Origin of the sequence: Acidovorax sp. LjRoot117 (assembly GCF_964252695.1) — a bacterium.
Lineage (GTDB): Bacteria > Pseudomonadota > Gammaproteobacteria > Burkholderiales > Burkholderiaceae_C > Acidovorax.
In genome coordinates this window covers 191,166-215,516 of the sequence record NZ_CAXUPO020000004.1, presented here as the reverse complement: position 1 = coordinate 215,516, position 24,351 = coordinate 191,166, and the positions used below count along the sequence as shown (strand labels likewise).

At 68.7% G+C, this 24,351-nt stretch carries 25 protein-coding genes; 12 read left to right on the top strand and 13 right to left on the bottom strand.

All coding sequences use genetic code 11. The features are described 5' to 3' along the window. Nucleotides 1–72: 72 nt before the first annotated feature. The 4 genes from ACSQ3D_RS14225 to ACSQ3D_RS14210 all read left to right on the top strand — a co-directional run bounded on the left by ACSQ3D_RS14225 (nt 73) and on the right by ACSQ3D_RS14210 (nt 3,071). A complete protein-coding gene (locus ACSQ3D_RS14225; RefSeq protein ID WP_056411561.1) occupies nt 73–1,032 on the top strand; it encodes a LysR family transcriptional regulator in 960 nt (319 codons plus the stop codon). Nucleotides 1,033–1,064: 32 nt separating this feature from the next. Further along, complete coding sequence (locus tag ACSQ3D_RS14220; RefSeq protein ID WP_436127337.1) at nt 1,065–1,910, top strand: metallophosphoesterase; 846 nt, start codon at nt 1,065–1,067, stop codon at nt 1,908–1,910. Between the two features lie 116 nt (nt 1,911–2,026). Further along, nucleotides 2,027–2,449: a universal stress protein gene (locus ACSQ3D_RS14215; protein WP_436127336.1), complete on the top strand. Its 423-nt coding sequence runs from the start codon at nt 2,027–2,029 to the stop codon at nt 2,447–2,449. Nucleotides 2,450–2,615: 166 nt separating this feature from the next. Further along, nucleotides 2,616–3,071 carry a fasciclin domain-containing protein gene (locus ACSQ3D_RS14210; protein WP_396504285.1) on the top strand — a complete coding sequence of 152 codons (456 nt, stop codon included), beginning with the start codon at nt 2,616–2,618 and terminating at the stop codon, nt 3,069–3,071. 87 nt (nt 3,072–3,158) lie between these two features. Here ACSQ3D_RS14210 and ACSQ3D_RS14205 read toward each other — a convergent pair whose 3' ends face one another. Further along, nucleotides 3,159–3,782 carry a TetR/AcrR family transcriptional regulator gene (locus ACSQ3D_RS14205; protein WP_156370394.1) on the bottom strand — a complete coding sequence of 208 codons (624 nt, stop codon included), beginning with the start codon at nt 3,780–3,782 and terminating at the stop codon, nt 3,159–3,161. 113 nt (nt 3,783–3,895) lie between these two features. Further along, nucleotides 3,896–4,807, bottom strand: coding sequence for a LysR family transcriptional regulator ArgP (locus tag ACSQ3D_RS14200; protein WP_056410413.1), 912 nt, complete (start codon nt 4,805–4,807; stop codon nt 3,896–3,898). Between the two features lie 117 nt (nt 4,808–4,924). Between ACSQ3D_RS14200 and ACSQ3D_RS14195 the strand changes: the two genes are divergently transcribed. The 3 genes from ACSQ3D_RS14195 to ACSQ3D_RS14185 are packed head-to-tail and all read left to right on the top strand — an operon-like array spanning nt 4,925 to nt 7,278. Further along, nucleotides 4,925–6,262, top strand: a complete 1,338-nt coding sequence (locus ACSQ3D_RS14195; protein WP_436127335.1) for a D-amino acid dehydrogenase — start codon at nt 4,925–4,927, stop codon at nt 6,260–6,262. 38 nt (nt 6,263–6,300) lie between these two features. After that, nucleotides 6,301–6,861, top strand: coding sequence for a flavodoxin family protein (locus ACSQ3D_RS14190; protein WP_436127334.1), 561 nt, complete (start codon nt 6,301–6,303; stop codon nt 6,859–6,861). A 51-nt stretch (nt 6,862–6,912) separates the two neighbouring features. Beyond that, the gene (locus tag ACSQ3D_RS14185; RefSeq protein ID WP_436127333.1) at nt 6,913–7,278 is read left to right on the top strand and encodes a hypothetical protein; all 366 of its coding nucleotides are present in this window, start codon (nt 6,913–6,915) and stop codon (nt 7,276–7,278) included. Between the two features lie 9 nt (nt 7,279–7,287). Here the strand turns inward: ACSQ3D_RS14185 and ACSQ3D_RS14180 are convergent, their stop codons facing one another. Continuing rightward, entirely contained in the window at nt 7,288–8,061 is a 774-nt protein-coding gene (locus ACSQ3D_RS14180) for a YdcF family protein (protein ID WP_436127332.1), read from the bottom strand. Nucleotides 8,062–8,177: 116 nt separating this feature from the next. Continuing rightward, nucleotides 8,178–8,966, bottom strand: coding sequence for an alpha/beta fold hydrolase (locus ACSQ3D_RS14175; RefSeq protein ID WP_056163105.1), 789 nt, complete (start codon nt 8,964–8,966; stop codon nt 8,178–8,180). A 241-nt stretch (nt 8,967–9,207) separates the two neighbouring features. Here ACSQ3D_RS14175 and ACSQ3D_RS14170 point away from each other — a divergent pair, with 241 nt between their 5' ends. Both ACSQ3D_RS14170 and ACSQ3D_RS14165 read left to right on the top strand, forming a co-directional pair. Continuing rightward, nucleotides 9,208–9,729: a flavin reductase family protein gene (locus ACSQ3D_RS14170; protein ID WP_436127454.1), complete on the top strand. Its 522-nt coding sequence runs from the start codon at nt 9,208–9,210 to the stop codon at nt 9,727–9,729. Between the two features lie 73 nt (nt 9,730–9,802). Beyond that, on the top strand, nt 9,803–10,378 hold the full coding sequence (locus tag ACSQ3D_RS14165) for an MOSC domain-containing protein (protein ID WP_436127331.1): 576 nt from the start codon (nt 9,803–9,805) through the stop codon (nt 10,376–10,378). Between the two features lie 53 nt (nt 10,379–10,431). Here the strand turns inward: ACSQ3D_RS14165 and yccS are convergent, their stop codons facing one another. From yccS to ACSQ3D_RS14130, 7 genes are all read right to left on the bottom strand, one after another. Then, nucleotides 10,432–12,693: a YccS family putative transporter gene (gene yccS, locus ACSQ3D_RS14160; RefSeq protein ID WP_436127330.1), complete on the bottom strand. Its 2,262-nt coding sequence runs from the start codon at nt 12,691–12,693 to the stop codon at nt 10,432–10,434. Between the two features lie 104 nt (nt 12,694–12,797). Next, nucleotides 12,798–13,190 carry a VOC family protein gene (locus tag ACSQ3D_RS14155; RefSeq protein ID WP_056163091.1) on the bottom strand — a complete coding sequence of 131 codons (393 nt, stop codon included), beginning with the start codon at nt 13,188–13,190 and terminating at the stop codon, nt 12,798–12,800. 75 nt (nt 13,191–13,265) lie between these two features. Continuing rightward, entirely contained in the window at nt 13,266–13,532 is a 267-nt protein-coding gene (gene minE / locus ACSQ3D_RS14150) for a cell division topological specificity factor MinE (RefSeq protein ID WP_056163087.1), read from the bottom strand. 3 nt (nt 13,533–13,535) lie between these two features. After that, nucleotides 13,536–14,354, bottom strand: coding sequence for a septum site-determining protein MinD (gene minD, locus ACSQ3D_RS14145; RefSeq protein ID WP_436127329.1), 819 nt, complete (start codon nt 14,352–14,354; stop codon nt 13,536–13,538). A gap of 4 nt (nt 14,355–14,358) precedes the next feature. Beyond that, nucleotides 14,359–15,165 (bottom strand): septum site-determining protein MinC, encoded by an 807-nt coding sequence (gene minC / locus ACSQ3D_RS14140; protein WP_436127328.1) that lies wholly within the window; start codon nt 15,163–15,165, stop codon nt 14,359–14,361. Between the two features lie 211 nt (nt 15,166–15,376). Further along, entirely contained in the window at nt 15,377–15,703 is a 327-nt protein-coding gene (locus ACSQ3D_RS14135) for a proteophosphoglycan ppg4 (RefSeq protein WP_436127327.1), read from the bottom strand. A gap of 154 nt (nt 15,704–15,857) precedes the next feature. Continuing rightward, a complete protein-coding gene (locus ACSQ3D_RS14130) occupies nt 15,858–16,637 on the bottom strand; it encodes a hypothetical protein (protein WP_436127326.1) in 780 nt (259 codons plus the stop codon). A 216-nt stretch (nt 16,638–16,853) separates the two neighbouring features. On the opposite strand from ACSQ3D_RS14130, the gene ACSQ3D_RS14125 reads away from it, so the two are divergent. Further along, nucleotides 16,854–17,783, top strand: coding sequence for a DMT family transporter (locus tag ACSQ3D_RS14125; protein WP_436127325.1), 930 nt, complete (start codon nt 16,854–16,856; stop codon nt 17,781–17,783). Between the two features lie 67 nt (nt 17,784–17,850). On the opposite strand, the gene pssA is transcribed toward ACSQ3D_RS14125, so the two are convergent. After that, nucleotides 17,851–18,477, bottom strand: a complete 627-nt coding sequence (pssA, locus tag ACSQ3D_RS14120; protein WP_056410436.1) for a CDP-diacylglycerol--serine O-phosphatidyltransferase — start codon at nt 18,475–18,477, stop codon at nt 17,851–17,853. A 250-nt stretch (nt 18,478–18,727) separates the two neighbouring features. Here pssA and ACSQ3D_RS14115 point away from each other — a divergent pair, with 250 nt between their 5' ends. Next, nucleotides 18,728–20,713: an acyl-CoA synthetase gene (locus ACSQ3D_RS14115; RefSeq protein ID WP_436127324.1), complete on the top strand. Its 1,986-nt coding sequence runs from the start codon at nt 18,728–18,730 to the stop codon at nt 20,711–20,713. A gap of 116 nt (nt 20,714–20,829) precedes the next feature. Next, nucleotides 20,830–21,867, top strand: a complete 1,038-nt coding sequence (locus ACSQ3D_RS14110; protein WP_436127323.1) for a Bug family tripartite tricarboxylate transporter substrate binding protein — start codon at nt 20,830–20,832, stop codon at nt 21,865–21,867. Between the two features lie 236 nt (nt 21,868–22,103). Here ACSQ3D_RS14110 and ACSQ3D_RS14105 read toward each other — a convergent pair whose 3' ends face one another. Next, on the bottom strand, nt 22,104–24,212 hold the full coding sequence (locus tag ACSQ3D_RS14105; RefSeq protein WP_436127322.1) for an acetoacetate--CoA ligase: 2,109 nt from the start codon (nt 24,210–24,212) through the stop codon (nt 22,104–22,106). Between the last annotated feature and the right edge of the window lie 139 nt (nt 24,213–24,351).

Below are 24,351 nucleotides of genomic sequence, written 5' to 3'. Positions count from 1 at the left end.
CCTTTCAGCATTCAAGTTTATATTTTGAATCATGGATATTCACATTGGTGATAATTGCTGGCAGGCAAAACCATGACACCTTTGAACTTCCGCTCCCTCGACCTCAACTTGTTGCGTGTTTTCGACGAGGTGATGGCCGAGCGCAGCCTGACGCGCGCCGCCCACAAGCTGTCCATCACCCAGCCCGCCGTGAGCAACGCGATGCGCCGCCTGCGGGACGTGGTGGGCGACGAGCTGGTGGTGCGCAGCGGCCAGGGGGTGGAGCCCACCGCGCGTGCGCTGGCGCTGTGGCCCCCGGTGCGCGAGGCGCTGGCGCAGCTGCAGGAGTCCTTTTCGCCCGGGCGGTTCGACCCTGCCACGGCCGAATCCACCTTCGTGCTGGCCATGGCCGACGCCACCGCGGCCACGCTGGTGCCGGCGCTGGTCGAGATCATCGAGCGCGAGGCGCCCGGCATCGCCATCCGCGTGCTGCCCCTGACCACGCGCGACCCGCGGCGCCTGCTCGATGACGAGGCGGCCGACATGGCCGTGGGCTACTTCCCCGCCGTGCTGGCGGACCTGACGGCACGCGCCCAGTCGGGCGATGCGGTGGCTTTCGAGAGCCGGCGTCTGTACGACGGCGAATACGTGTGCGTGATGCGCCAGGGCCACCCGTTGGCCACCGCGCCCCTGACGCTGGACGCCTACTGCGAGGCCCGCCACATGCTGGTGAGCTTCTCGGGCCGGCCGTTCGGCTTCATCGACGAGGCCCTGGCGTCGCTGGGGCGCGAGCGCAAGGTGGTGATCACCGTCAACCAGTTCTTCACGGCCGGACGGGTGGTGTCGGGCTCGGACCTGCTCACCGTGCTGCCGCGCCACTTCGTTCCGGTGACGGGCATTGCCGATGCGCTGGTGCAGCGCACCCTGCCGCTGGACGTGCCGCCCGTGCACGTGGATGCGCTGTGGCGCCGCCGCAGCGCCCAGCAGACCGCCATGACGTGGCTGCTGCAGGCCCTGGCCCGGTCGGCCCGGCGGACCTTCCCCGAAGCCTGACCCTCAGCGCGAGGACGTAGACTGCCCGGTCCATGAAGATTCAACTGCTGTCCGACCTGCACCTGGAAGTCCACCCCCATTTCAAGCCCGAACCTGCGCCCGGTGCCGACGTGTTGGTGCTGGCCGGGGACGTGGGCTCCTACCAGACCGGCTCCCTGCTGGCCGACGACGACTTCGGCCTGGCGCGCTTTTCACCCTTGCCCCAGTACGCGGGCTGGCCCACGCCGGTGCTCTTCGTACCCGGCAACCACGAGTACGACGCGCAGGATTTCGACGAAGCCCACGCCCGCCTGCGCCGCACCTGCGAGGGGCTGGGCATTGTGTGGCTGGAGCGTGAAACGCTGCAGCTGCAGGGCGTGCGCTTTGTCGGCGCCACGCTCTGGTGCGACTTCGACGCCCTGGCCGACCATGAAGGCACGACCGACATCACCCGCCGCCTGAAGCACCGCGACAAGGCCTTCCGCGCCGCAAACTTCTACCTGCGCAAGACGGGCGGCACGCGCCAGGGCGAGCCCTTTCTGGCAGAGTCCATGCGCGAGGAAGCCCTGGCCAGCCAGGCCTGGCTCACGGCGGCACTGGCCACGCCCTTCGACGGCCCCACGGTCGTGGTCACGCACTTCGCGCCCAGCCTGAAAAGCGCCGACCCGCGCTACGGCCTGGTGCCCGGCACCGCAGGCTTTTGCAATGCGCTCGATGCCCTGCTGCCCCAGGCCCAGCTCTGGCTGCACGGGCACCTGCACGCCCCCAGCGACTACCTGGTGCGGGGCGTGCGCGACAACGGGCTGCCCTGGCAGTGCCGCGTGGTGGCCAACCCGCTGGGCTATGCCCGCAAGGGCGAGCAGGCTGCGTTCGAGCCGCATTTTTGCGTCACCGTATGATGGGCTTGACGGTGCCATGAGGCACCGCCAGCGCAGGAGAAAAAGCATGACCCAGGTCAAGACAACAGAAGTCCCCGCGCAGTAGTCTGACCCCATCCCTTTTTCTGGAGCACCTCATGAACATCCTGCTTGCTGTCGACGGCAGCGCGTACACCAAGAAAATGCTGGCCTACCTCGCCACCCACGAGGAACTGCTCAGCGGCAACCACCAGTACACCGTGCTCACCGTGCAGGCCCCGCTGCCCGCCCGCGCACGCTCCGCGCTGGGCAAGGACGTGGTGGACAACTACCACGCCGAAGAAGCCGAGAAAGTCCTCGCCCCCGTGTGCAAGTTCCTCGGCCGCCACGGTATCGAAGCCAAGCGCAGCGTCAAGGTCGGCGCGGTCGGCGAGTCCATCGCCAAGGTCGCGGACTCGGGCAAGTTCGACCTGCTGGTGATGGGCTCCCATGGCCACGGCGCGCTGGCCACGCTGGTCATGGGCTCGGTGACCACCCAGGTGCTGGCGCACAGCAAGGTGCCGGTGCTCCTGGTGCGCTGAGCTTCCGCGCCCAACGCAGCCCCGCCCTGGCGGGGCTTTTTTGTGTCCAAAATTTACCAATCGGTCATTGAATAACCAATTGGTTTACTTTGAGACCAATTGGTTATACAGTCGCGCCACGCCCATCTTGGCGTGTCATTTCCATCGAAACCGAGAGGAACGACCCATGAAGAAGACCTTGATCGCAATCGCCCTGACTGCTGGCGCCACCTTCAGCGCCATGGCGCAGGACATCGTTGATACCGCCGTGAAGGCCGGCAACTTCAAGACGCTGGTCGCAGCCGTGCAGGCAGCCGGGCTGGTGGACACCCTGAAGGGCCCGGGCCCGTTCACGGTGTTCGCGCCCACCGACGAAGCATTCGCCAAGATTCCCAAGGCCACCCTGGACGGCCTGCTGGCCGACAAGGCCGCATTGACCAAGGTGCTGACCTACCACGTCGTGCCCGGCAAGGTCATGGCCAAGGATGTGAAGGCCGGCAAGGTCAAGACCGTGCAGGGCCAGGAACTCACCGTGTCCACCAGCATGGGCGTGATGGTGGACCAGTCCAAGGTCATCGCGACCGACGTGCCGGCCAGCAACGGCGTGATCCACGCCATCGACACCGTGCTCATGCCCAAGTGACCACCCCGAGGTCTGGCCTGCCATCGGGGCCAGCCACGCAGCAAAAAGCCCGGCAAGCCGGGCTTTTTTTCGTCGATGCGGGGCGTCTCAGCGTGCCGCCAGCCCTTCGAAGCAGGTGCGCACCACCAGGTCGATGATCTCGGCGTCCGAATACTGGCCGCCTTCCTTGAGGAAGCTCACCACCGGGTCGCAGGCGCGGGCGTACAGCGTGTAGAGCACCACCAGCGGCGGCAGCGTGGGGTTGATCAGGCCCTGCGACTGGGCCACGGTGATCCACTCGCCGATCTGGTCGCTCACGGTGACCAGGCCGTCGAGGTAGTCCTTGTTGGCCATCAGCACCGCGCGCAGCGTGGAGTTGCGGCTGGGCAGCAGCGGCATTTCGTTGGTCAGCAGGCGCTCCAGCGACCAGCGCACCAGCGCCTGCAGCTTCTCCACCGGCGGCATCTCCTGCGGGAGGCTGGCCAGGTAGGCCTTCACCCGCCCCAGGATCTGCACCATGGCGGCGCTGCACAGCTCTTCCTTGCTGCAGAAATGCTTGTACAGGCTGGCCTTGGCGATGCCCACGGCGTTGGCCACGTCGTCCATGGTCATGGCGTCGAAAGCTTTTTCGCCGAGCAGCTGGCAGGTGGATCGCAGGATGGCTTCCTCGCGGGCCTGGTGCATCTGCTCCTTGAACGACGGTTTGGTGGGCTGCGTTTGCATGCCGTCCATTTTATACATTCCGGTAGAAAAATAAATGACCAAGTTGCAATGCAACTACGTCGTTCACGACATAACCGGCATCGCAAGGCCGGCAACCGGGCACCGCAGCCTCCCCTCCCCCGTCATGGCACCAGCGAATGCGCTGCGGCGGTGGTGAGCGCGGCGGTCAAGGCATCTAGCAATTCCGATTCCAGGTTCCAGCAGTGCCAGTACAGCTGGATGGGCAACGAGCGGCCCGGCGCCACGTTGACCAGGCTGCCGTCCGCGATGGCGGGGCGGGCGAGCAGTTCGGGGATCACCCCCACCGCCCAGCCCGCGGCGACGGCCCGCAACTGCGCCTCCGAGCCCGGCACGAACAGGTGGTTCAGGGCCACACGCTTCAAGCCAAAGGCCCGGGCGACGAACTCGGCGGCCATGTCGTCCTTGCGGTTGAAGGACAGGAACGAGACCTCGCGGAAGTTGTGGGGTGTGAGCCCCTGGGGCAGGTGCTGCTCGGCATAGCGGGTGGCCGCCACCGCCACATAGGGCATGGCGCCCAGCGGCACCATCTTGCAGCCGCGCAGCGCCTGCTTGAGCGTGGTCACGCAGCCCAGCACCTGGCCCGAGCGCAGCCACTCCTGCGTGAAGTCCTGGTCGTCCACGATGATTTCGAGCGGCAGGCGCTGGCACACCAGGTCGTGCAGCGCCCCCATGGCCCAGGTTGCGATGCTGTCGGCGTTGATGGCGATGGAGATGCGCTCGTCCTCGCGCGTGCCGCCCGGCGCGCTCGGTGCCAGCTCGTGCAGGTCGCGCTCCAGGTCGGCGCGCAACAGGCGCAGCTGCTTGGTGTGCTTGAGCAGCAACTGCCCCGCCGAGGTGGGCCGCAGCGGCCGGCTGCGCACGATGAGCACCGAGCCCACCTGCGCCTCCAGCGCGCGCAGGCGCTGCGAGACGGCGGACTGGGTCACGTTCAGGCGCTGCGCCGCGCGCTCGAAGCCGCCCTCTTCGACGATGGCGGCAAGGCATTCCAGGGCGGCGGGGTCGTAGGTGCTCATGATGTGACAGCGTATGAACCGGGTGCAGCGCGGCCCGCTTCATTAGGCCTGCTGATGTTTTTGGAGTAAGTTTAATTTTGCTTTTAGTGGAACGCAATGTGGATCACACTGCGCCCCATGAAAACCATCATCCTGGGCGCCGGCATCATCGGCATCAGCACCGCCTGGCACCTGCTCGAACGGGGCCATGAGGTCGTCGTGGTCGACCGCCAGCCCGATGCGGCGCTGGAGACCAGTTTTGCCAATGCCGCGCAGATCTCGGTGAGCTACTGCGAGCCCTGGGCCAACCGCGATGCGCCGCTCAAGGCGCTCAAGTGGATGTTCGACAACGAAGCACCACTGCTGTTTCGCCCGCACCTGGACTGGCAGCAGTGGCGCTGGGGCCTGCAGTTCCTCGCGCAGTGCAACGATGCGGCGTTCGAGCGCAATGTGCAGCAGATCGTGGCGCTGGGCGCGTACAGCCATGCGGCGCTCAAGGACCTGGTCAGCACCACGGGCATCGAATACAACCGCCTGGAGCGCGGCATTGCCCACTTCTACACCGACCAGAAATCGTTCGACGCCGCCGGCCACGCGGTGGAGCTCATGCGCCGGCACGGCGTGCAGCGCCGCCTGGTGAGCCGCGACGAGCTGCTGCAGATCGAGCCCGCCTTCAAGGCCTACGGCGACAAGATCACCGGCGGCACCTACACCAGCACCGACGAGAGCGGCGATGCCCGCATGTTCACGCAGGAGCTGGCCCGCCGCTGCTTGGAGCGTGGCGCGCAGTTCCTGTACGGCCACGACGTGCTGCGCCTCAACAAGATCGGAGATGCTATCGATTCAGTAGCTGTCATGGCACGCCAGACAAGCGGTGGCGGCAAAAAAGACTTCATAGTGAAGGGCGATGCCGTGGTGGTGGCCTGCGGCTCCTACAGCGCGCCGCTGCTGCGCACCGTGGGCGTGGACCTGCCCATCTACCCCGGCAAGGGCTACAGCGCCACGTTCCCGCTGCTCAAGCCCGAGGGCGCGCCCATGGTGTCGACCATCGACGACGGCAAGAAGATCGCGATGAGCCGGCTGGGCAACCACCTGCGCGTGGCGGGCACCATCGAGCTCAATGGCTACGACCTGTCGCTGGACAGCACCCTCGCACGCGCCCGCTGCCACATGCTGTCGCGCCGCATCGAGACCATCCTGCCCGGCGTGTGCGACACCCGCACGCCCGAAGAAGGCGGCAACCCGCAGTACTGGACGGGCCTGCGCCCCGCCACGCCCACCAACATCCCCTTCATCGGCCAGACCCGCGTGGGAAAGCTTTGGGTCAATGCCGGCCACGGCACGCTGGGCTGGACGCACGGCGCAGGCTCCGGCAAGGCGCTGGCCGAACTCATCTGCGGCGAACGGCCCGCGATGAACTTCGGCTTTCTGGGGACCGAGGCAGCACGCGCGCCCCGCGCCGTGGTTGCGGCCTGAGCCTGCAGAGACAGACGGGTTTCGCTACGATGCCCGCCATGTCTTCAGCACCGCACTACCTCTTTCTGACCACCTCCACCCGCGAGCCGGGCCACACGGGCAATACCGAGTGGCTGGCCCGCCAGGCCGCCGCCGCGCTGCCCACCGGTACCGCGCAAACCTGGCACCACCTGGCGCGCATGGACCTGCCGCCTTTCGTGGACCAGCGCCACACCTCAGGCACCTATGCGCCGCCCGAAGGCGACATGAAGACCCTGCTGGACGCCACGCTCGCGGCCACTCACATCGTCTTCGTGGCGCCGGTGTACTGGTACAGCATCCCGTCGCCGCTCAAGACCTATCTAGACCACTGGAGCGCCTGGATGCGCGTGCCGGGCCTGGCGTTCAAGGAGCCCATGGGCGCCAAGACGCTGGCCCTCATCACCACCAGCGGCGACCGGGCCAAGGCCCAGCCGATGATCGACTCCGTGGAGCTGTGCGCCAAGTTCCTGTCGATGACCTGGGGCGGCGCGCTCTGGGGCAAGGGCGGGCCGCCCAATGCCGTGCAGGCAGATGCACAGGCCGTGGCCGCTGCGGCGACGTTCCTGGCCGCGGCTTGAGGCGCCGGCTACGCTGGCACAACCCCTGACGCACGCCGACATGGTGACCGGGTGACCACCCTCACGCTGCTGCTGTTACCGCCACCGCCCGGGCTGGCGCTGCAGTCCGCGGCACAGCGGGTGTTCGACACGCTGGGCGCACACGCACCGCGCTTCATCGAGCGCCATGGCGCCAACCAGAGCTACGACTTCTACTGGCAGGCGCATGGCGGTGCGGCCTTGGGGCAGGCCATCTGCAGGGTGCGCGGTGACCTGTGGGAGCCAGAGAAGCCGCAAAACAGCATCCACATCGAACTGGAGCAGCACGCCGGCGCGGCGAACGCACTGGCCGATCTGCAGCAGAAGCTCCTGGCCCGGGGCTGGACTTTGCCGCCCACGCAACCCACGCCACCCACGCCACCCACGCCACTCACCTAGACTGCAGGCTCAGGCGGAGCCCGCCACCCTGCGCACCCACGCGCCCCCGCGCTGCGCCAAAATGCCCAGCCACTCGTGCAGCGCCAGGCTGCTGTCCGCCAGCGCCGATGCGCGCGGCAGCAGCCGCTGCAGACGGTGGGACGATGTGTAGGTGAGCCCCATGGGCGCAGGCAGCACGTCGAGCCCCTGGCGCCGGAACAGATCGGCCGCGCGCACCATGTGCCAGCCGTGGGTCACCAGCGCGATGCGCTCTATGCCCGCGGCCTTGAGCACGGGCGCGGAATTCGCCGCATTGCCCTGCGTGTCGAGCGAATGCACTTCGGTCCAGCGCACGCGGCCGCGCAGCTCATGCTCGGCCACGTCCTTCATGACCAGTGCTTCAGCCCGGGCACCGCCGAACGAGCCGCCGGTGGCCAGCAGCGGCAGCCCGGTCTGCCGCTGCAGCGCCACGGCGTAGCGCAGCCGCTCGCGCGCGCCGCGGCTGAGCACATCGGTGCCGTTGTCGGGCGCCGTGGCATCGGGCCCGCCGCCCAGCACCACGATGGCCTGGGCACGGGCGAGGTCCGCCTGCACGATGGGCTGATAGCGCTCCAGGCTGCGCACCAGCGCGCCCGACACCGGCGGCCAGGACAGCGCCAACACGGACAATAGCGACAGAACCGCGATCAGCAGGCCCGTGCGACGGTGGCGCCGCGCAATCCACAGGCCGACAAAGGCCAGCACGATGCTGAGCACCGGGGGCATCAGCACCGCGGACAGGATTTTCTTGAGCAGGAACCACATAGGTAGAGGGCGGCCATCATGCCAGTGCACACCCGGTGCCCGGACGCGCGCCGCACGGTGGCGCACAAGCGCCTCCGTGGCCACGCAGCCCGGGCGGGCGTTCAACCGGCGTCAGGTCAATGCAGTACCCGCGGGCGCACCAGAAACTCCAGCAGCGCGCCGTCAAAGTTCTCCGGGTCTTCCAGCTGTGGCCAGTGGCCCACGTGCGGCAGGTTCAGGTGCTCGGCATCCGGCATCACCTGGGCCAGCGCCTGCAAGGCTTCGGGCGGGGTGCACCGGTCCTGGCCGCCCCCCACCAGCAAGGTCGGCACGCTCAACGACTGGAGCGCCGCAGCGCCCCGGTCGAAGGTGCCCAGCGCCTGCAGTGCGCGCCGGTAGGCGCCGGGGTACACCTGCGACAGCGCATGGGTGGCCAGCCGCGCGCCCTCGGGCAGCGCACCGGTACCGATGAACCGCGGCACCAACGTGTGCGCCAGCTGCTCCATGCTGCCGCCCTGCTCCAGCGCCTGCAGCGCCGCCAGCCGGGGCTCCACCCAGTCCTGCGTGGCCTGCGCATCCAGGGCCGGGCCACCGGCGCACAGCACCAGACGCCGCACTGCCGCCGGTTTGCGCACCGCCACTTCCAGCGCCACCATGGCGCCCATGCCATGGCCCACCAACGACACCGAGCTGCACTTCAAGGCATCGATCAGCAACAGGCAGCTCTCGGCCAGGCCCTTGAAGCTGTAGGGCTCGATGGGCGCGCTGCGGCCGTAGCCCGGCATGTTCCAGGCCACGGCGCGGTACCCGGCGGTCGCGAGGGCCTCGACCTGCGGGGCGAAGGTGACGTGGTCGCCGTCGGCGTCGTGCAGCATCAGCACGGTGGGCCCGGAGCCCAGGGTGGTGAAGGTGGGAAGAAGGGCCATGCGGTCGGAATCCAGAAAAGAAGAGGACGGCGCCCGGGGCAGCCAAAGGGGCACCGCCGCGGGGATGCCCTGATTATCGGCAGTCAGCCCGACAGGGCCCCGATACGCGGTGCAAGGCCCTTCGAGCCGCCAGCGTGGGCGGGTGCCGCGGCGGCTGCGCAGCCCTCGGCACGGCACGGTTACAGGGCACGTTTCATAATGGCTGCTCTGGCCCTTGCGCCTTCGCCGTGCCGCTGCTGTTGTGAACCTGCCCTTGCCCCGCCCTGCCCTCGCCCGCCCTCCCAGCTTTTCCGTCCGCGAATTCCGCGATGCGCTGGGCATGTTCGCCACCGGCGTCACCATCGTCACCGCGCGCAACGACGACGGTGCGCTGGTAGGGCTCACCGCGAGCTCCTTCAATTCCGTCTCGCTGGACCCGCCCCTGGTGCTCTGGAGCCTCTCGCGAGCCGCCGCGTCGATGCCGGCCTTTGCCAACGGCTCGCACTACGCCATCAACGTGCTGGCGGCCGACCAGAAGGCGCTGGCAGAGCGCTTCGCCTCCAAAGGGGTGGACCGCTGGACAGGCGTGGACCACAGCCCGGGGATCAGCAACGCACCGGTGCTGGCAGGCGCTGCCGCCACCTTCGAGTGCTTCAACCGCAGCCGCTATGAAGAAGGCGACCACGTGATCTTCGTGGGCGAGGTGGAGCGCTGCAGCCACCGCGCGGGCGTGCCGCCGCTGCTGTACCACGGCGGTCGGTTCTACACCGAGCACCCGCTGTAGCGCACGGCCCCCGGGCGCGGCGCTTTCGCGTCGGCCACCCTGGCACGCCACCCGCTACCGTACGTTTTCTTTCATGCACATCCGCAGCATCAACATCGGCACAGCCCGGCGCCTGCGCGTGGGGGAGCGCTCTTTGCTCACCGGCATCGGCAAGTCGCCTGTGCAGCGTGCCGTCCCTGCCGGCCCGCTGGGCCTGCAGGGCGACGAGCAGGTGGAGCTGAGCATCCACGGCGGCCTGCAAAAGGCCGTGTACGCCTACCCGGCCGTGCACTACGCGTTCTGGCAGGCCCAGCGCCTGGAGCGCGGCGTGAGCCTGTTCGACGAAGCGCTGCCGCCGGGCTTCGTGGGGGAGAACCTCACGGTGGACGGACCGCTGGAGCACGAGATCTTCGTGGGCGACGAGCTGCACTTCCCGGACTGCGTGCTGCGCGTGACGGCGCCGCGCGAGCCCTGCTCCAAGTTCAACGCCGTGATGGGTTTTGCACAGGCCGGGCGCGCGATGGCGATCGCGGGCTGCTGCGGCTACTACCTGGCGGTAGACCAGCCGGGCACGCTTGCCGCAGGCCAGACGGCCACGCTGGTGCCCGGGCAGCGCGGCCTGAGCATTGCGCAGGCCTTTGCGGCCAAGTTCGCTAAGCACATCCGCTGACCGGCTGCAGCCCGGAGCCCCCGCGAACCTGGCTCTCATGGGGGGCAGATGGATCAGGCCCGCCCCGCGGCCCCGGCGTCCGGCTCGACCAGCTGCCGGGCATGTGCCTGCAACTGCGGAAACACCTTGCCCACCAGCAGCAGCTGCGCCGCCATCAGGCTGTGCGCGCTCGCTGGGGGCTGCGGCATGGCGGCCTGCGGCGTGCCGAACTCGCGCAGCACCTGCTCGACGGCAGGGGCTGCCACCGCATGGCGCCGCCGCACGCCCGACTGCTGCTGCGCCCGCTCGAGCTCCTGCGACAGTTGCTGCAGCGACACCAGCAGCGTGCGCGCCAGCGCCTGTGTGGCGTCGTCCACCGGCTGCGTGCCTTGCGCGCCGCGCTGCGCACCCAGGGCCGACAGGTAGTTGAGCTGCGTGTGCGACAGGCACAGAAAGCTCGCCATCACCGCGGCATTGCCGCGCACGCGCAACGGCTCCTTGAGCATGGCGCTGTACGAGTTGGACAGCGCTGCGTCCGCGTTGTGGGCGTTGCGCCGGGCCAGGCGGTATTCGAGGTGGTCGCACTTGCCGCTGTGGTACTGCGCCAGGATGGCGCGCAGGTACAGCGCCTGCGTCTGCAGCACCTGGGCGGCCAGCTGCGGCCACTGGCGCGACTGCCAGTGCGGCCACACCAGCCACGACGCCGCAGCCGCGATCAGGCACCCCACGGCGGTGTCGAGCAGGCGCGCCGCGATGACGCCCTGCGATGTACCCATCTGCTGAAAGCTCAGCAGCAACAGCATGGTGACCGCCGCCGTGGCCAGCGTGTAGCGCGTGTGCCGCGCGCCGAAAAACACCGCCCCGGCGAACACCAGCAGCGCCGCCTGCACCAGCGCCCCCGGAAAGAGCTGGATCGCCGCCCAGCCCAGCGCCAGCCCCATGGCCGTGCCCTTGGCGCGCTGCAGCAGCCGCGTCTGGGTGGCCGCGTACTGCGGCTGGCTCACGAACACGATGGTCAGCAGGATCCAGTAGCCGTGCGGGTCGGCCGTGGCCTGCATCACGGCAAAACCCACGGCCAGCGACAGGCTCAGGCGCACGCTGTGCCGCAGCCAGGCAGAGCGGGCACTGAGTTGCGCGCGCAGGCGCGAGCCGGCATCGCGCAGGCTGCGGGGCTCGCGGTCGAACAGCGTCTGGTCCACCGCGCTGTCGGCCTGCGGGTCTGCCGGCAGCGCGAGTGCGCCCGCAAACACGCCGGCCATGGCGGTGAGGTTGTGGCCCAGCGCATGCAGCGAGCGCAGCGGGCGGGCCATGGGGTGCGGCGGGGTATTGGCAGCATCAGATGCATTGAGCGCCGCAGCCGCAGCCGCGTCCTGGTGGGCGATGGCCGCCTGCATGTCCTCGATGGCGCGGCCCGTGGCGCCCCAGTGCTGCGGCCGCGACTGCTCCTGCATCGCCACCGACAGCTTGAGCGCCTGCTCGCCCAGCAGCGTGAGCACGCGCTGGCAGCGGTACAGCACGTCGCTGTGAAAGAACGACTGCGCCAGCAGGTCGTAGTGCTCGTGCGACGAGCTCACGCGCTCGTGCACGTCCTGCGCGGCCAGGTACTGGTGCATGGCCGTCTGCAGCCACGGCGGCGGCGTGCCCCGGCCCATGCGGCTCATGAGGCTTTCCTTGGCGGCGTTGAGCGCATCCACCACGCGGCCGTTGTGCAGGGCCAGCGCCATGCGGCGGCGCTCCAGGTCCACGTCGCGCACGGGCTCGAGCAGCAGGGCCTTCAGCCGCAGGTATTCGCCCAGCACCGCATAGAGCCTGGCCATCCGAAAACGCACCGGGGCCCGGGGCATGGCCAGGCTCCAGACCACCGAGACCACGCCGTACCAGGCCGCCCCGGCCAGCATCAGCGGCGTGGCCTGCTCGGCCGCGGCGCGGCTGGCGTCGGCGGCCAGGGCCGCGTAGATGAACAGGATGAGCGAGCCGAACGCGATGGCGCGGTAGCGTTCGCTGAGTGCGCCCAGCAGGGTGAGCGCCCAGGCCGACACCACCATGGCCCCCATCAGCGCCCAGGGCCAGGACACCGTGGCCCACACCGCCAGCGCCATGAGGCCGAAGCACCCCAGCGCCAGCAGCTGCGCCCGCAGGCGCCCCCGCCAGCTGTCATCGGTCTCGGTGAGCGCGCTGGCGATCACGCCCAGCAGCACGGGCATGAGTTCGGCCTGCCATTCGGCCCACCAGCCGCAGGCCAGCACCGCCGCCAGGGCGAAAAAGGCCCGCGCGCCGCGCGTGAAGCCTTCGTGGTGGCGCGCGCGCTGCCAGCTGAGTTTCCAGGATTCGTCCACGGGACTGCCTCGCATTAGGGATTACCCTGATGTTAAGCAATAAGCCGGCCATGCCGGCGACCTGCCAGCCTCAACCCAGGCGGTACGGACGGAAGATCCTGCGGTCAGCCCGCCCCGTGGCAGCACACGCAGAGCTTGTTGCCGTCCGGGTCTCGGAAATACGCACCGTAATAGTTCGCGTGGTAGTGCGGGCGCAGGCCCGGCGGCCCGTCGCAGCTGCCGCCGTGGCGCAGGGCCAGCGCGTGGACGGCGTCCACCGTGGCCCGGTCGGCAGCCAGCAGCGCGTTCATGGCACCGTTGCCGGGCTGGGCGGCCTGCTCGTCAAAAGGCCGGCCGATGAGGAACAGCGGCCGCGCCACGCCGGGCGTCTGCCAGCCGGCCCACGGCCGTTCAGGCTCTGCAAACCGCAGCGCCAGGCCCAGGCGCTCCATCACCGGGCGGTAGAACGCCATGGCGCGCTCGAAATCGTTCACGCCGATGAATACATGGGACAGCATGGTGGGGGGTCCTGTCGTCAGGGGTGCGGCCCCGGGCCCCGGCAGGGACGCGTCGGCCGCACCGGCGTGCAGCGCTCAGCGCACTGTGTCCGGCAGCTCGATCTTGACTTCCAGCACTTCCAGGTTGTCCTGGCGCTCCAGGTGCACCTTGAGGTCTTCGGGGTTGATCTTCACGTACTTGGAGATCACGGCCACCAGCTCGCGCTGCAGGGCAGGCAGGTAGTCGGGCTCGGAGGCGTTGCGGCCGTTGCGCTCGTGCGCGAGGATGATCTGCAGGCGCTCCTTGGCGACGCTGGCCGTCTTCTTCTTTTCGCCGAGCAGAAAGGACAGGAAAGAAGCCATGGCTTATTTGCTCCCGAACAGGCGTTTGAAGAAGCCGGGCTTTTCCGCCTCGATGAAGCGCAGCGGCTTGTCGGTGGCGCCCAGGAAGCGGTCGATCACGTCCTTGTACGCCTCGGACACATCGGTGCCCTGCGCGTGGATGGCCGGCGTGCCCTGGTTGGACGACTGCAGCACCACTTCGGACTCCGGGATCACGCCGATGAGCTTGATGCGCAGGATGTCCTGGATGTCTTCCAGGCTCAGCATCTGGCCGTCCTCGACGCGGCTCGGGTTGTAGCGCGTGATGAGCAGGTGCTCCTTGATGGGCTCGCCGCCGTCGATGGCGCGTTGGGTCTTGCTGCCCAGCATGCCCAGGATACGGTCGGAGTCGCGCACCGACGACACCTCGGGGTTGGTCACCAGCAGCGCCTCGTCGGCGAAATGCATCGCCATGAGCGCGCCGCTTTCGATGCCGGCAGGAGAGTCGCAGACGATGTACTCGAAGTCCATCGCGGCCAGGTCCTTGAGCACCTTCTCCACGCCTTCCTGCGTGAGCGCATCCTTGTCGCGCGTCTGGCTGGCGGCCAGCACGAACAGGTTGTCGCACTGCTTGTCCTTGATGAGCGCCTGGTTCAGGTTGGCCTCGCCCTGGATCACGTTGATCAGGTCGTACACCACGCGGCGCTCGCAACCCATGATCAGGTCCAGGTTGCGCAGGCCGACGTCGAAGTCGATCACGGCGGTCTTGTGGCCGCGCAGGGCGAGGCCGGTGGCGAAGCTGGCGCTGGTGGTGGTCTTGCCCACACCACCCTTGCCGGAAGTCACGACGACGATTTTGGCCATGGGTTTATTGAGTCTCTCTGGGGTTGATACGTACAGGATTTCGCAGCGGCTCGATGAGGAGCTTTTCGCCTTCCAGGCGCACCTGGGCGGGCCGGCCGGCGACTTCGTCGGGCAGCGCGGTCTCTGTGGTGCGGTAGATGCCTGCGATGGACACCAGCTGCGGCTCCATGCAGGTGGAAAAGATACGGGCTTCGGTGTTGCCCCGCGCGCCGGCGATGGCGCGGCCACGCAGCGGTGCATAGACGTGGATGTTGCCGTCGGCAATGACCTCGGCGCCAAAGCTCACCACGGCCATCACCACCAGGTCGGCGCCGCGGGCATACACCTGCTGGCCCGAGCGCAGGGGCTTGTCGATGACCACGGTACCGGGGCCTGCCACAGGCACTTCGACCTGCACCTCGCGCACCACCTCGACCTCGCGGATCACCTCGCGCACTTCGGGCTCGGCCACGGGCGCGGCTTCGGCGACGCGCACCGGGGCGGCATCGGGCGCGGCGGCCAGGCCGGCGGCGCGGGCGGCCTCCATATGGGCGGCGCTGCCGCCGCGCACGGCCACGGGCAGCGTGCTGTGGCTGCGCAAGGTGGCCACCAGGGCTGCGAAATCGATGGGGTCCTCGGCATCCTTGACGGCAGCCAGATCGATCAGCACGGGGTCGAAGTCGAAAAAGCCCGGTGCATCGGCCACGCGGTCGGCCAGGTCGGCCGCGAATTGCGCGGCGTCGGTGGTCTTGAGCACCACGGCCACCACAGGCAGCGAGGCGCTTTTGAGATCAAAGCTGGTGCGGGACTGGGCCGCCGTCGTAAGGGCCATGAATGGACGTTGTGGAAAGGGGCGCGGGAACCTGTTGAGGAAGGCGCAAAGTGTACCGTGGGGGCACGCCAGCCCTGCCAGACGGGTTTGACGGCACGCCATGGCCCCGTCTGGTTCAGCATTGTGCAGGTACTCGCCGCCGCCACCTGCGCCACCAGGACGACAAAAAGCCGGGCAAGCCCGGCTTTTTGCATTGGCAGAAAGAGCGTACTCAGTTGCGGTCAGCGCGTGCTGGACGGGCAGGCGCTGCGGCCATGCCGGAGCCCGACGAACTGGCGGCATTGCCGGAGCCCATCGTCGCGCCCGAAGAACCGCTGGTGCCCGCGCCCGTGGCGCCAGTTGCGCCGGTGCCACCGGTAGCGCCCTGGGTGCCGGTGCTGCCCATGGGTGTGTTCTGGGTGCTTTGCTGGCCAGCGCCCGTGGCAGGGTTAGGGTTGGATGGAGCGGGCGGGTTGCTTTGAGCGATGGCGGTACCCACCACGGCAACGGTGGCCAAACCTGCGAGCAATGCCTTCAGCGAATTCTTGGATGTGGACATGAGGGGACTCCTTGGATCTGTGAATGATGGAAATTGCCAGCACCGTCGCCAGCTGCATTCAGATTAAAGGGTCCTGGTGCGCGCAGCGTCATCCCGGGTCCGCAGCGTGTGTCGGACAGGGGCCTGCACACACCCCCCTGTCCACCCCAAGCACTCAGCGACGCGCAGGCTCTGCATTGCCCGGCACGTCGTACGTACCAAACAGGCTGGCGGCAGGGCGCGTTTCGGGCAGCACGTACACCACCGCGCCGGTGCTGCGCACCGCGGGGCTCAGCACCTTTTCGTAGAAGGCCACCGGCAGGTTGATGCAGCCGTATGAAATGCGGTTGTCCTTGGGCGTGCTGGACGCCAGCCGCTCCAGCCGGCGCTCGGACTTCACGTTGGCGCGCACGCGGTGCATGGACACCGCCGCGTCGTAGTCCACCCACACCACGTCTTCACCGCTGGCGTTGGTTCCAGGCTCGGCCACGAAGCGGCCTGCCGGTGTGGTGCGCTCGGCCGGCAGCACCTGGGCGATGGGCTTGTCGCCGATGCCGGGCACCGTGTGGTCGCCGATGGCCGAGCCCATCAGCGCGGACGTGGCGCCCTGCAGCTTGCCATCGGGGCTGAAGACATAGACCTTCGCGTCTTTTTTGTCGACCACCACTACGGCGTGACGGCGATGGTCGCCCGAGTGAAACGCCCAGTGGGCAATGCGCCGTGCGTCGGCCGAGGCGCTTTCGCTCCCGAACTGCGCGAGGCGCGACCCGTGCGCCGAGGGCTGCACCGACGACTGCATTGGCGACTGCCCCGTCACTGGGCGCGACGTGGGACCCGAATTCGCCAGCGGGGCAGATGACTGCCCTTGCGCGGGGCTGCCCGCCAAGACCAGCACGGCGCCGCCGAGCAGCAGGCTCTGTTGCAGGGTTCGAAGGGCGGTACGGAAGGGTGGCATAGGCGACGCGGGCGTTCAGCGGTGGCAGAGCACCGCCATGGCTCTTCACCATACGCACATCTCACCGTCACAGGGCGTGCGCCAATGCCGCAGCGCGTGTAGGACGCGCGCTGCCGTCACCGCTTGCAGCGCACCATGGATGCCCGTGGCGCGGGGGCGATGTGCGGTGCAACAGACGCGTCAGCGCCCCCAGGCAGCCCCTTCCATAATCGCCCGATGCCCTCTACCTCCACCCGCAAAACACACATCGACTCCCTGGCCATTGCCATCTTGCTGGCCTGCTGCATGTTCTGGGGCTTCCAGCAGGTGCTGGTCAAAGCCACCGTGGCCGAGGTAGCACCGGTGTTCCAGGCCTTTGTGCGCTTTGCGCTGGCCACCGTGGCGGTGGTGGCCTGGTGCCTGTGGCGCGGCGTGCGGCTGTCCGCGGCGGCCGAGCCCGCCGGGGCGGCGCGCGCGGGGCTGCTGGCGGGTGCGCTGTTCGCGGGGGAGTTTGCGTGCATCTACCTGGGCCTGCAGTACACCAGCGCCTCGCGGCTGACGGTGTTCTTATACGCATCACCGTTCTGGGTGGCGCTGCTGCTTCCGCGCTTCATTCCTGGCGAGCGGCTGCAGGGCTGGCAGTGGGCGGGCCTGGCCGCTGCGTTCGTCGGCGTGGGGCTGGCCCTGGGCGACGGGCTGATGGGCCCCGCCAACGCCGCCCTGCCCCGCGCCTGGCTGGGCGACCTGCTGGGGCTGGCCGCGGGTCTGATGTGGGCGCTGACCACGGTGGTCATCCGCACCACGCCGCTGGCCGGGGTGGCACCCGCCAAGCAGCTGCTCTACCAGGTGGGGGTGAGCACGGCGGTGCTGCCGATGATCTCGCTGGTGCTGGGCGAGCCGTGGGTCTGGCAGTTCAGCGCCTTCGCTTGGGGATCACTGCTGGCGCAGGCGCTGGTGGGGGCGTTTGCCAGCTACCTGGCCTGGATGTGGATGCTGGCGCACTACCCGGCGACCAAGATCTCGGTGTTCGTGTTCCTGACCCCGGTGTTCGCGCTGCTGTTTGGCGCGCTGTGGCTGGGTGAGCCGGTGACGCCTGGGTTGGTGACCGCACTGGTGCTGGTGGCCACGGGCATCGTGCTGGTCAACCGCAAGCCCGCGGCACGCTGAGATTTGAATAAAAAATAGCTGCTACCGCTTGCCTGGAAAGCGCTGGCAGCTATGTTTTTAGTAGCAATCAGAATTTCGGTATCTTGATCCGGCTGATCATCAGCGAGCCCGACACCGCGAAGATCAGCACCAGCGGGTGCAGCGTGAAGCCGCCGATCAGCATCTTGCCGAACCACAGGTTCTCGCGCACCGCGCCCAGCCAGGCGGCCAGGGCCATCAGGGCAACCAGCACGATGGAGGTGGGGATCGGCGTGCCTTCGAAGTACTTCACCTTGCCCGTGCCTTCGGACAGCGTCTCGGCCGTGACGTTGTAGCGCGCCAGGCGCGACACGCCGCAGGCCACGAAGTACGCCAGCACGATGCGGTCGAACAGGCCCTGCATGCCGCAGGCATACGCAATGATGGCGGGCGCCACGCCGAACGAGATCACGTCGGCCAGCGAGTCGAGTTCGCGGCCCATGGCCGAGCTCTTCTGGCGCCAGCGGGCGATGCGCCCATCGAGCACGTCGAAGATCAGCGCGGCCAGCACCAGGGCGGCGGCGAAGTACACGTGCACCACGTCGCCGGTTTCCAGGTAGGTCATGGACGAGAACAGCGCGCCCACGCCACAGACGGCATTGCCCAGCGTGAACCAGTCGGCCAGGTGGAATTCGCGGATCATGGAGAAACGCTTGGGATGTTGAGGTGTGTTCATGTCGAGGGCTCCGTTCACGCCGTGGTGGGCAAGAACGCGGTTACGTTCTCAGGACGCCGCATTATGAGCGGCTGTGTGCGGCGTTTTCTGTAGGCACACCGCCCGCCCGGCAGAGCGCAGACGCCCGCCGCGGGCGCCTGGCGCGGCAGGGTTCCCCTGGGGACGCCCCGACGGTCCCCCCGGGGACGCCCCGAGATTGTCAGGACGGCCCGCCGGCCCAACAATGCCTGATCCGTCCACTGCCGACCCCATGACCACCACCTCCGCAGCCCCGTCCCCCGCATCCGCACCGCCCCTGAACCCGCCCTTCGCCCGGGTGGCGAGCATCCGCAGCCTGGCCGACGTCGAGCGCCTGGAAGCCCGGCCCCTGGCCGAAGCGCTGCCGGTGCAAAGCACCTACGAAATTTTCTGCAATGCCGCCCACGCGTTCGGCGACCGTACCGCGCTGACCTTTCTGCCCACCGCCCACCCCGCCGACATGCCGGTACGCTGGTCGTTCAACGACCTGCTGGCCGGCATCCACCAAACTGCGAACCTGCTGCACACGCTGGGCGTGGGGCCCCAGGATGCGGTGGCCGTGCTGCTGCCCGGCTGCCTGGAATACCACCTGGCCCTGTGGGGTGGCGAGGCGGCGGGCATCGTGCAGCCGCTCAACCCCATGCTCACCGACGAGAAGATCGCGGCCATGATCACCCTGGCGCGCGCCAAGGTGCTGATCGCCTGGGGCGACGAGGCCACCGACGGCGATGCCGGCCTGTGGGCCAAGGCCCTGCGCCTGCGCCGCCAGGTGCCGACGCTGACCACCGTGCTGCGCGTGGCGCCGCATGACGAGGTGCAGGGCGGCGTACAAGGCGCGGCCCCCGCACTGCCCCATGGCGTGATGGACTTCGCGGCACGCACCGCGCAACCCGCAGACCACCTGGTGAGCCGCCGGCGCATCGCGGCCACCGACATCGCCGCGTACTTTCACACCGGCGGCACCACGGGTGCGCCCAAGCTCGCGCGCCACAGCCACGGCGCGCAGGTGTTCACCGCCTGGGGCAGCGTGCAGATGCAGGGCATCACGCCGGGCGACGTGGGCATCAACGGCTACCCGCTGTTCCATGTGGCGGGCGTCCTGCCGGGCTCGCTCGCCGCGCTGTCGGCAGGGGTGGAGACCATCATCCCCACCACCGGCCTGTTCCGCAACCGCGAGGTCATCGCCAACTACTGGCGCCTGGCCGAGCGCTACCGCTGCACCTACCTCTCGGCCGTGCCCACGGTGCTGGCCGCGCTGGCCAACGTGCCGCTGGATGGCGCCGACATCCGCTCGCTGCGCTACTGCCGCACCGGCGCGGCCATCCTGGCGCCCGAACTGGCGGCGCGCTTCGAGCGGCTGTTCGGCCTGCACGTGCACGAGAGCCTGGGCATGACGGAGATGGCGGGCATCTCCACCATCACGCCGCCGGGCGTGGAGGCCCCCGCAGGCTGCGTGGGCTGGCGGCTGCCGTACACGCGGCTGCGCATCGTGGCGCTGGATGCTCACGGCAATGCGTCGGACCAGGACATGCCGCCCGGCGAGGCGGGCATGGTGCTGTTCAAGTCGCCCAACCTGTTCTCGGGCTTTCTGGACGCGGCCGACACGGCCCGCGCCTTCACGCACGACGGCTGGCTGGCCACGGGCGACCTGGGCTTTGTGGATGGCGAGGGGCGGCTGCACCTGAGCGGCCGCTCCAAGGACCTCATCATCCGCAGCGGCCACAACATCGACCCCAAGGTGATCGAGGATGCGCTGGGCGCCCACCCCGCCGTGCAGCTGTGCGCCGCCGTGGGCGCGCCCGATGCCTATGCGGGCGAGCTGCCCGTGGTGTACGCCACGCTGGTGCCGGGCGCCGAGGCCACCGAGGCCGAGCTGCTCGCCTTCACCGCCGAGCGCGTGGACGAGGCCGTGGCCCGCCCGCGCTGGGTGCAGGTGCTGGACACCATGCCGGTGACCAACGTCGGCAAGATCTTCAAGCCCGAGCTGCGCCTGCGCGCGGCCTGCCACACGGTGGCCGCGCTGGTGGATGCAGCCTGCGCGGAGCTGGGTGCCGACGGCGCGCGCGATGTGCTGCCCGACGGGGACAACGCCGTGCGCGTGGTGATCGCCAGCGACGGCAGGCCCGGCGCGGCAGAGGCCCTGAAGGCGCGGCTGGACGCTGTGCTCGCGCCACTGCCCGTGCGCACCACGGTGCAGGTGGTGCAGGCCAAGGCCTGACCCGCCCGGCCGACCCGCCCGGCTGTGCCAACCTTGTCTGTCTTTCTTGATCTTCCTGTTTTCGCTGCGTTCTGCTTTGCTGCTTTTCCGTCCATAACCATTCCAGGAGACACCGCATGACCACACCGGCCCCGAAGACGACGACAACAACGAAGAACATCAACGCGATGAACCGCCGCGCCTGGCTGGGCGCCGCGGCGCTGGCGCTGTCCGCCGGCGGCGGCACGGCCGCGTTCGCGCAGGCCGCGCCGTACCCGAGCAAGCCCATCAAGGTGGTCGTGCCCTTTGCTGCCGGCGGCGCCACCGACGTGCTGGCGCGCGTGCTGGCCGAGAAGATGGCCGTGGGCCTGGGCCAGCCCATGGTCATCGACAACAAGCCCGGCGCGGCCGGCATCATCGGCACCGACGCGGTGGCCAAGGCCCCGCCCGACGGCTACACGCTGCTGCTGGGCCTGAGCAACTCGATGCTGACCAACCAGTTCCTGTACACCAAGCTGCCCTACAGCCCGGAGCGCGACATCGCGCCCATCTACCAGATCGCGATCGCGCCGCTGGTGCTGGTGGCCCACCCCAGCGTGCCCGTCGCCACGGGCCCCGAGCTGCTGAAATACGTGGTGGCGAACAAGGGCAAGGTCGCCTACGGCTCGTACGGCACGGGCGCCTACCCGCACCTGGCCGGCGCATACATGAGCCAGTCGCAGAACGCCGACATGAGCCACGTGGCCTACCGCGGCGAGGCGCCCATGGTGCAGGACCTGCTGGGCGGGCAGATCCAGATCGCATTCGCCAGCGCGCTGCAGGTCAAGCCCCACCTGGAGGCCGGCAAGCTCAAGGCCATCGGCGTGAGCGGCGAGCGCCGCATGGGTACCCTGCCCAACGTGCCCACGCTGGCCGAGCAGGGCCTGAACGACGAGGCCTACCGCGTGGCGGGCTGGCTGGCCTTTGGCGCCCCTGCAGGCACGCCCCCGGCCATCCTGGAGCGGATTGCAGCCGAAGTGCGCAAGGCCACCGAACTGCCCGATGTGGCCCAGCGCATCGCGGCGATGGGGTTCGACGTGCAGAGCAGCTCGCCCGCTCTGTTTTCCGCCGCGATTGCGAAGGAGCGGCCGGTGTGGGAGCGGTTGATCAAGGCGTCTGGGGCAAAGCTGGATTGAAAGTTCGCGTTGGAACACATCCCCGTTCGGGCTGAGCTTGCCGAAGCCGGGGCACGGATGGGGCGGCCCTTCGACAAGCTCAGGGTGAACGGATGGTGGTGGCACGACGGCCCTGGAACGGCCCGCCCTCCCCCACCCGTTCGGGCTGAGCCTGTCGAAGCCAGGGCAACCCCTGAACAACGTTCGCATTTTTCATCAGAATCCGCCTCCAGCGCTCGTTGAATAAGCGCTGGCAGCTATGGTTTCAGCAGCACCCCTGCCCGCTCCGCCGCAAACGCCACATACCAGTCCAGGCACCCCGGATTGGCCATCGCATCCTTGTTGACCACCTTCTCGATCGGCTGCCCCAGCAGCAGCTTCTTGATCGGCAGTTCCTGCTTCTTGCCGCTCAGGGTGCGCGGCACCTCGGCCACCACAAAGATGTCGTCCGGCACAAAACGGGGAGACAGCGCCGTGCGCACCGCGCCGTTGATGCGGCCACGCAGGGCCTCGTCCAGCACGCTGCCGGGGCGCAGCACCACGAACAGCGGCATGTAGCTTTCGCGGCCCAGGTACTCCAGGTCCACCACCAGGCTGTCGAGCACCTCGGGCAGGGACTCGACCGCGCTGTAGATCTCGCTCGTGCCCATGCGCAGGCCGTGGCGGTTGATGGTGGCATCAGAGCGGCCGTAGATGATGCATCCGCCATTGGCGCCGATCTTGAGCCAGTCGCCATGGCGCCATACCGCCCCCATGCTGGCCGGGCCGTCGCCACCGCCGGGCTGGCGGCCGTGGCCTGCGGGGTACATGTCGAAGTAGCTCGACAGATACCTCGACCCGTCTTTGTCGCCCCACAGGTAGAGCGGCATCGACGGAATGGGCTGCGCGCAGACAAGCTCGCCCACCGCGTCCATCACGGGACGACCTTCGGCATCCCACGACTCCACCGCCGCACCCAGCATGCGGCACTGCATCTCGCCGGGCACCTGGGGCAGCTCGCGGTGGCCCCCGATGAAAGCGCCGCAAAAGTCGGTGCCCCCGGAAATATTGTTCCACCAGATGTCGTGTGTGCCCAAGGCCTCGAACTGCGCCGTGCCCCACTCCTGCACCTCGGGCGACAGCGGCGATCCGGTGGTACCCAGCGCGCGGATGCGGCCCAGGTCGCCATAGTCCGCAAGCGTGATGCCCGCCTTCATGCAGTTGGCAAAGAACGCCGCACCCGCGCCGAAAAACGTCACGCCGGTATCGGCCGCAAAGCGCCACAGCACGCCCCAGTCCGGGTGCTCCTTGCTGCCGCCCGGGTTGCCGTCGTAGATCACGCAGGTGGTGCCCGACAGCAGGCCCGAGAGCTGCGCATTCCACATCACCCAGCCGGTGGAGCTGTACCAGTGGTAGCGCTCGCCGAAGCTGTTGGGCTCGTAGCTGCAGCCGATGTCGTTGTGCAGCACCTTGAGCTGCAGCGCCACCAGCACCGTGCCGCCGTGGCCGTGCACGATGGGCTTGGGCAAGCCGGTGGTGCCGCTGGAATAGACGATCCACAGCGGGTGGTCGAAGGGCAGCCACATGGGCTCGAAGGCCGCGGTGTCGGGGTCGTGGCGGGCGGTAGCGCTCGCCCAGCCCGCCCAGCCGTCCATGGACGCGGATGCATCGAGGTTGCCCAGCAGGACCGCATGCTGCACGCTGGGCAAGGCCTCGCGCAACTCCGCCAGCACCGCCGTGCGGTCGTGGTCGCGCCCGCCGTAGGTGACGCCGTCCACGCCGATGAGCACCTTGGGCTCGATCTGGCGGAAGCGGTCCAGCACCGCATGCGTGCCCATGTCGGGCGCGCAGATGCTCCACACGCCGCCGATGCTCACCGTGGCCAGAAAGGCGACCATGGCCTCGGGCACGTTGGGCAGGTAGGCGGCCACGCGGTCGCCAGGCTCCACGCCCTGGGCCTTCAGGTGCAGCGCCAGCGACGCCACCTGGCGGCTCAGCTCGGGCCAGGAGAGTTCGCGGTGTTGGCCCTTTTCATTGCGGCTGATGATGGCCGGCAGACCGGCCGCGTGTGCGGCATCCACATGCCGCAGCGCCTGCCGTGCGTAGTTGACCTGTGCGCCCGGGAACCACTGCGCACCCGGCATGGTGTTGCGTGCCAGCACGGCGGTGTGCGGCGTGGGCGACTGCAGGTCGAAGTAGTCCCACACGCTTTGCCAGAAGGCGTCGAGCTCCGTGGTGGACCAGCGCCACAGCGCGTCGTAGCTGTCGAACGCGATGCCGCGCTCGTCGCGCAGCCAGTTCTGGTACAGGCGGATCTGGGGAATGTAGGGCGGTCGTGCGCCCTCGGCCGAGGTACTTGGGCCGCTGGGGGGTGTTGTTGTCTCCATCGCCTGCAAGGTAGCAGCGCATCCGTGCAGGCGCCACCGCGGACAGTCACCTGTTGGACATCCACCACGGCGGCGGCGGACCCCCAGCACGCCGCCAATAGAAAAATGGGCCTCGCAATGCGAAGCCCATTTTTTGATG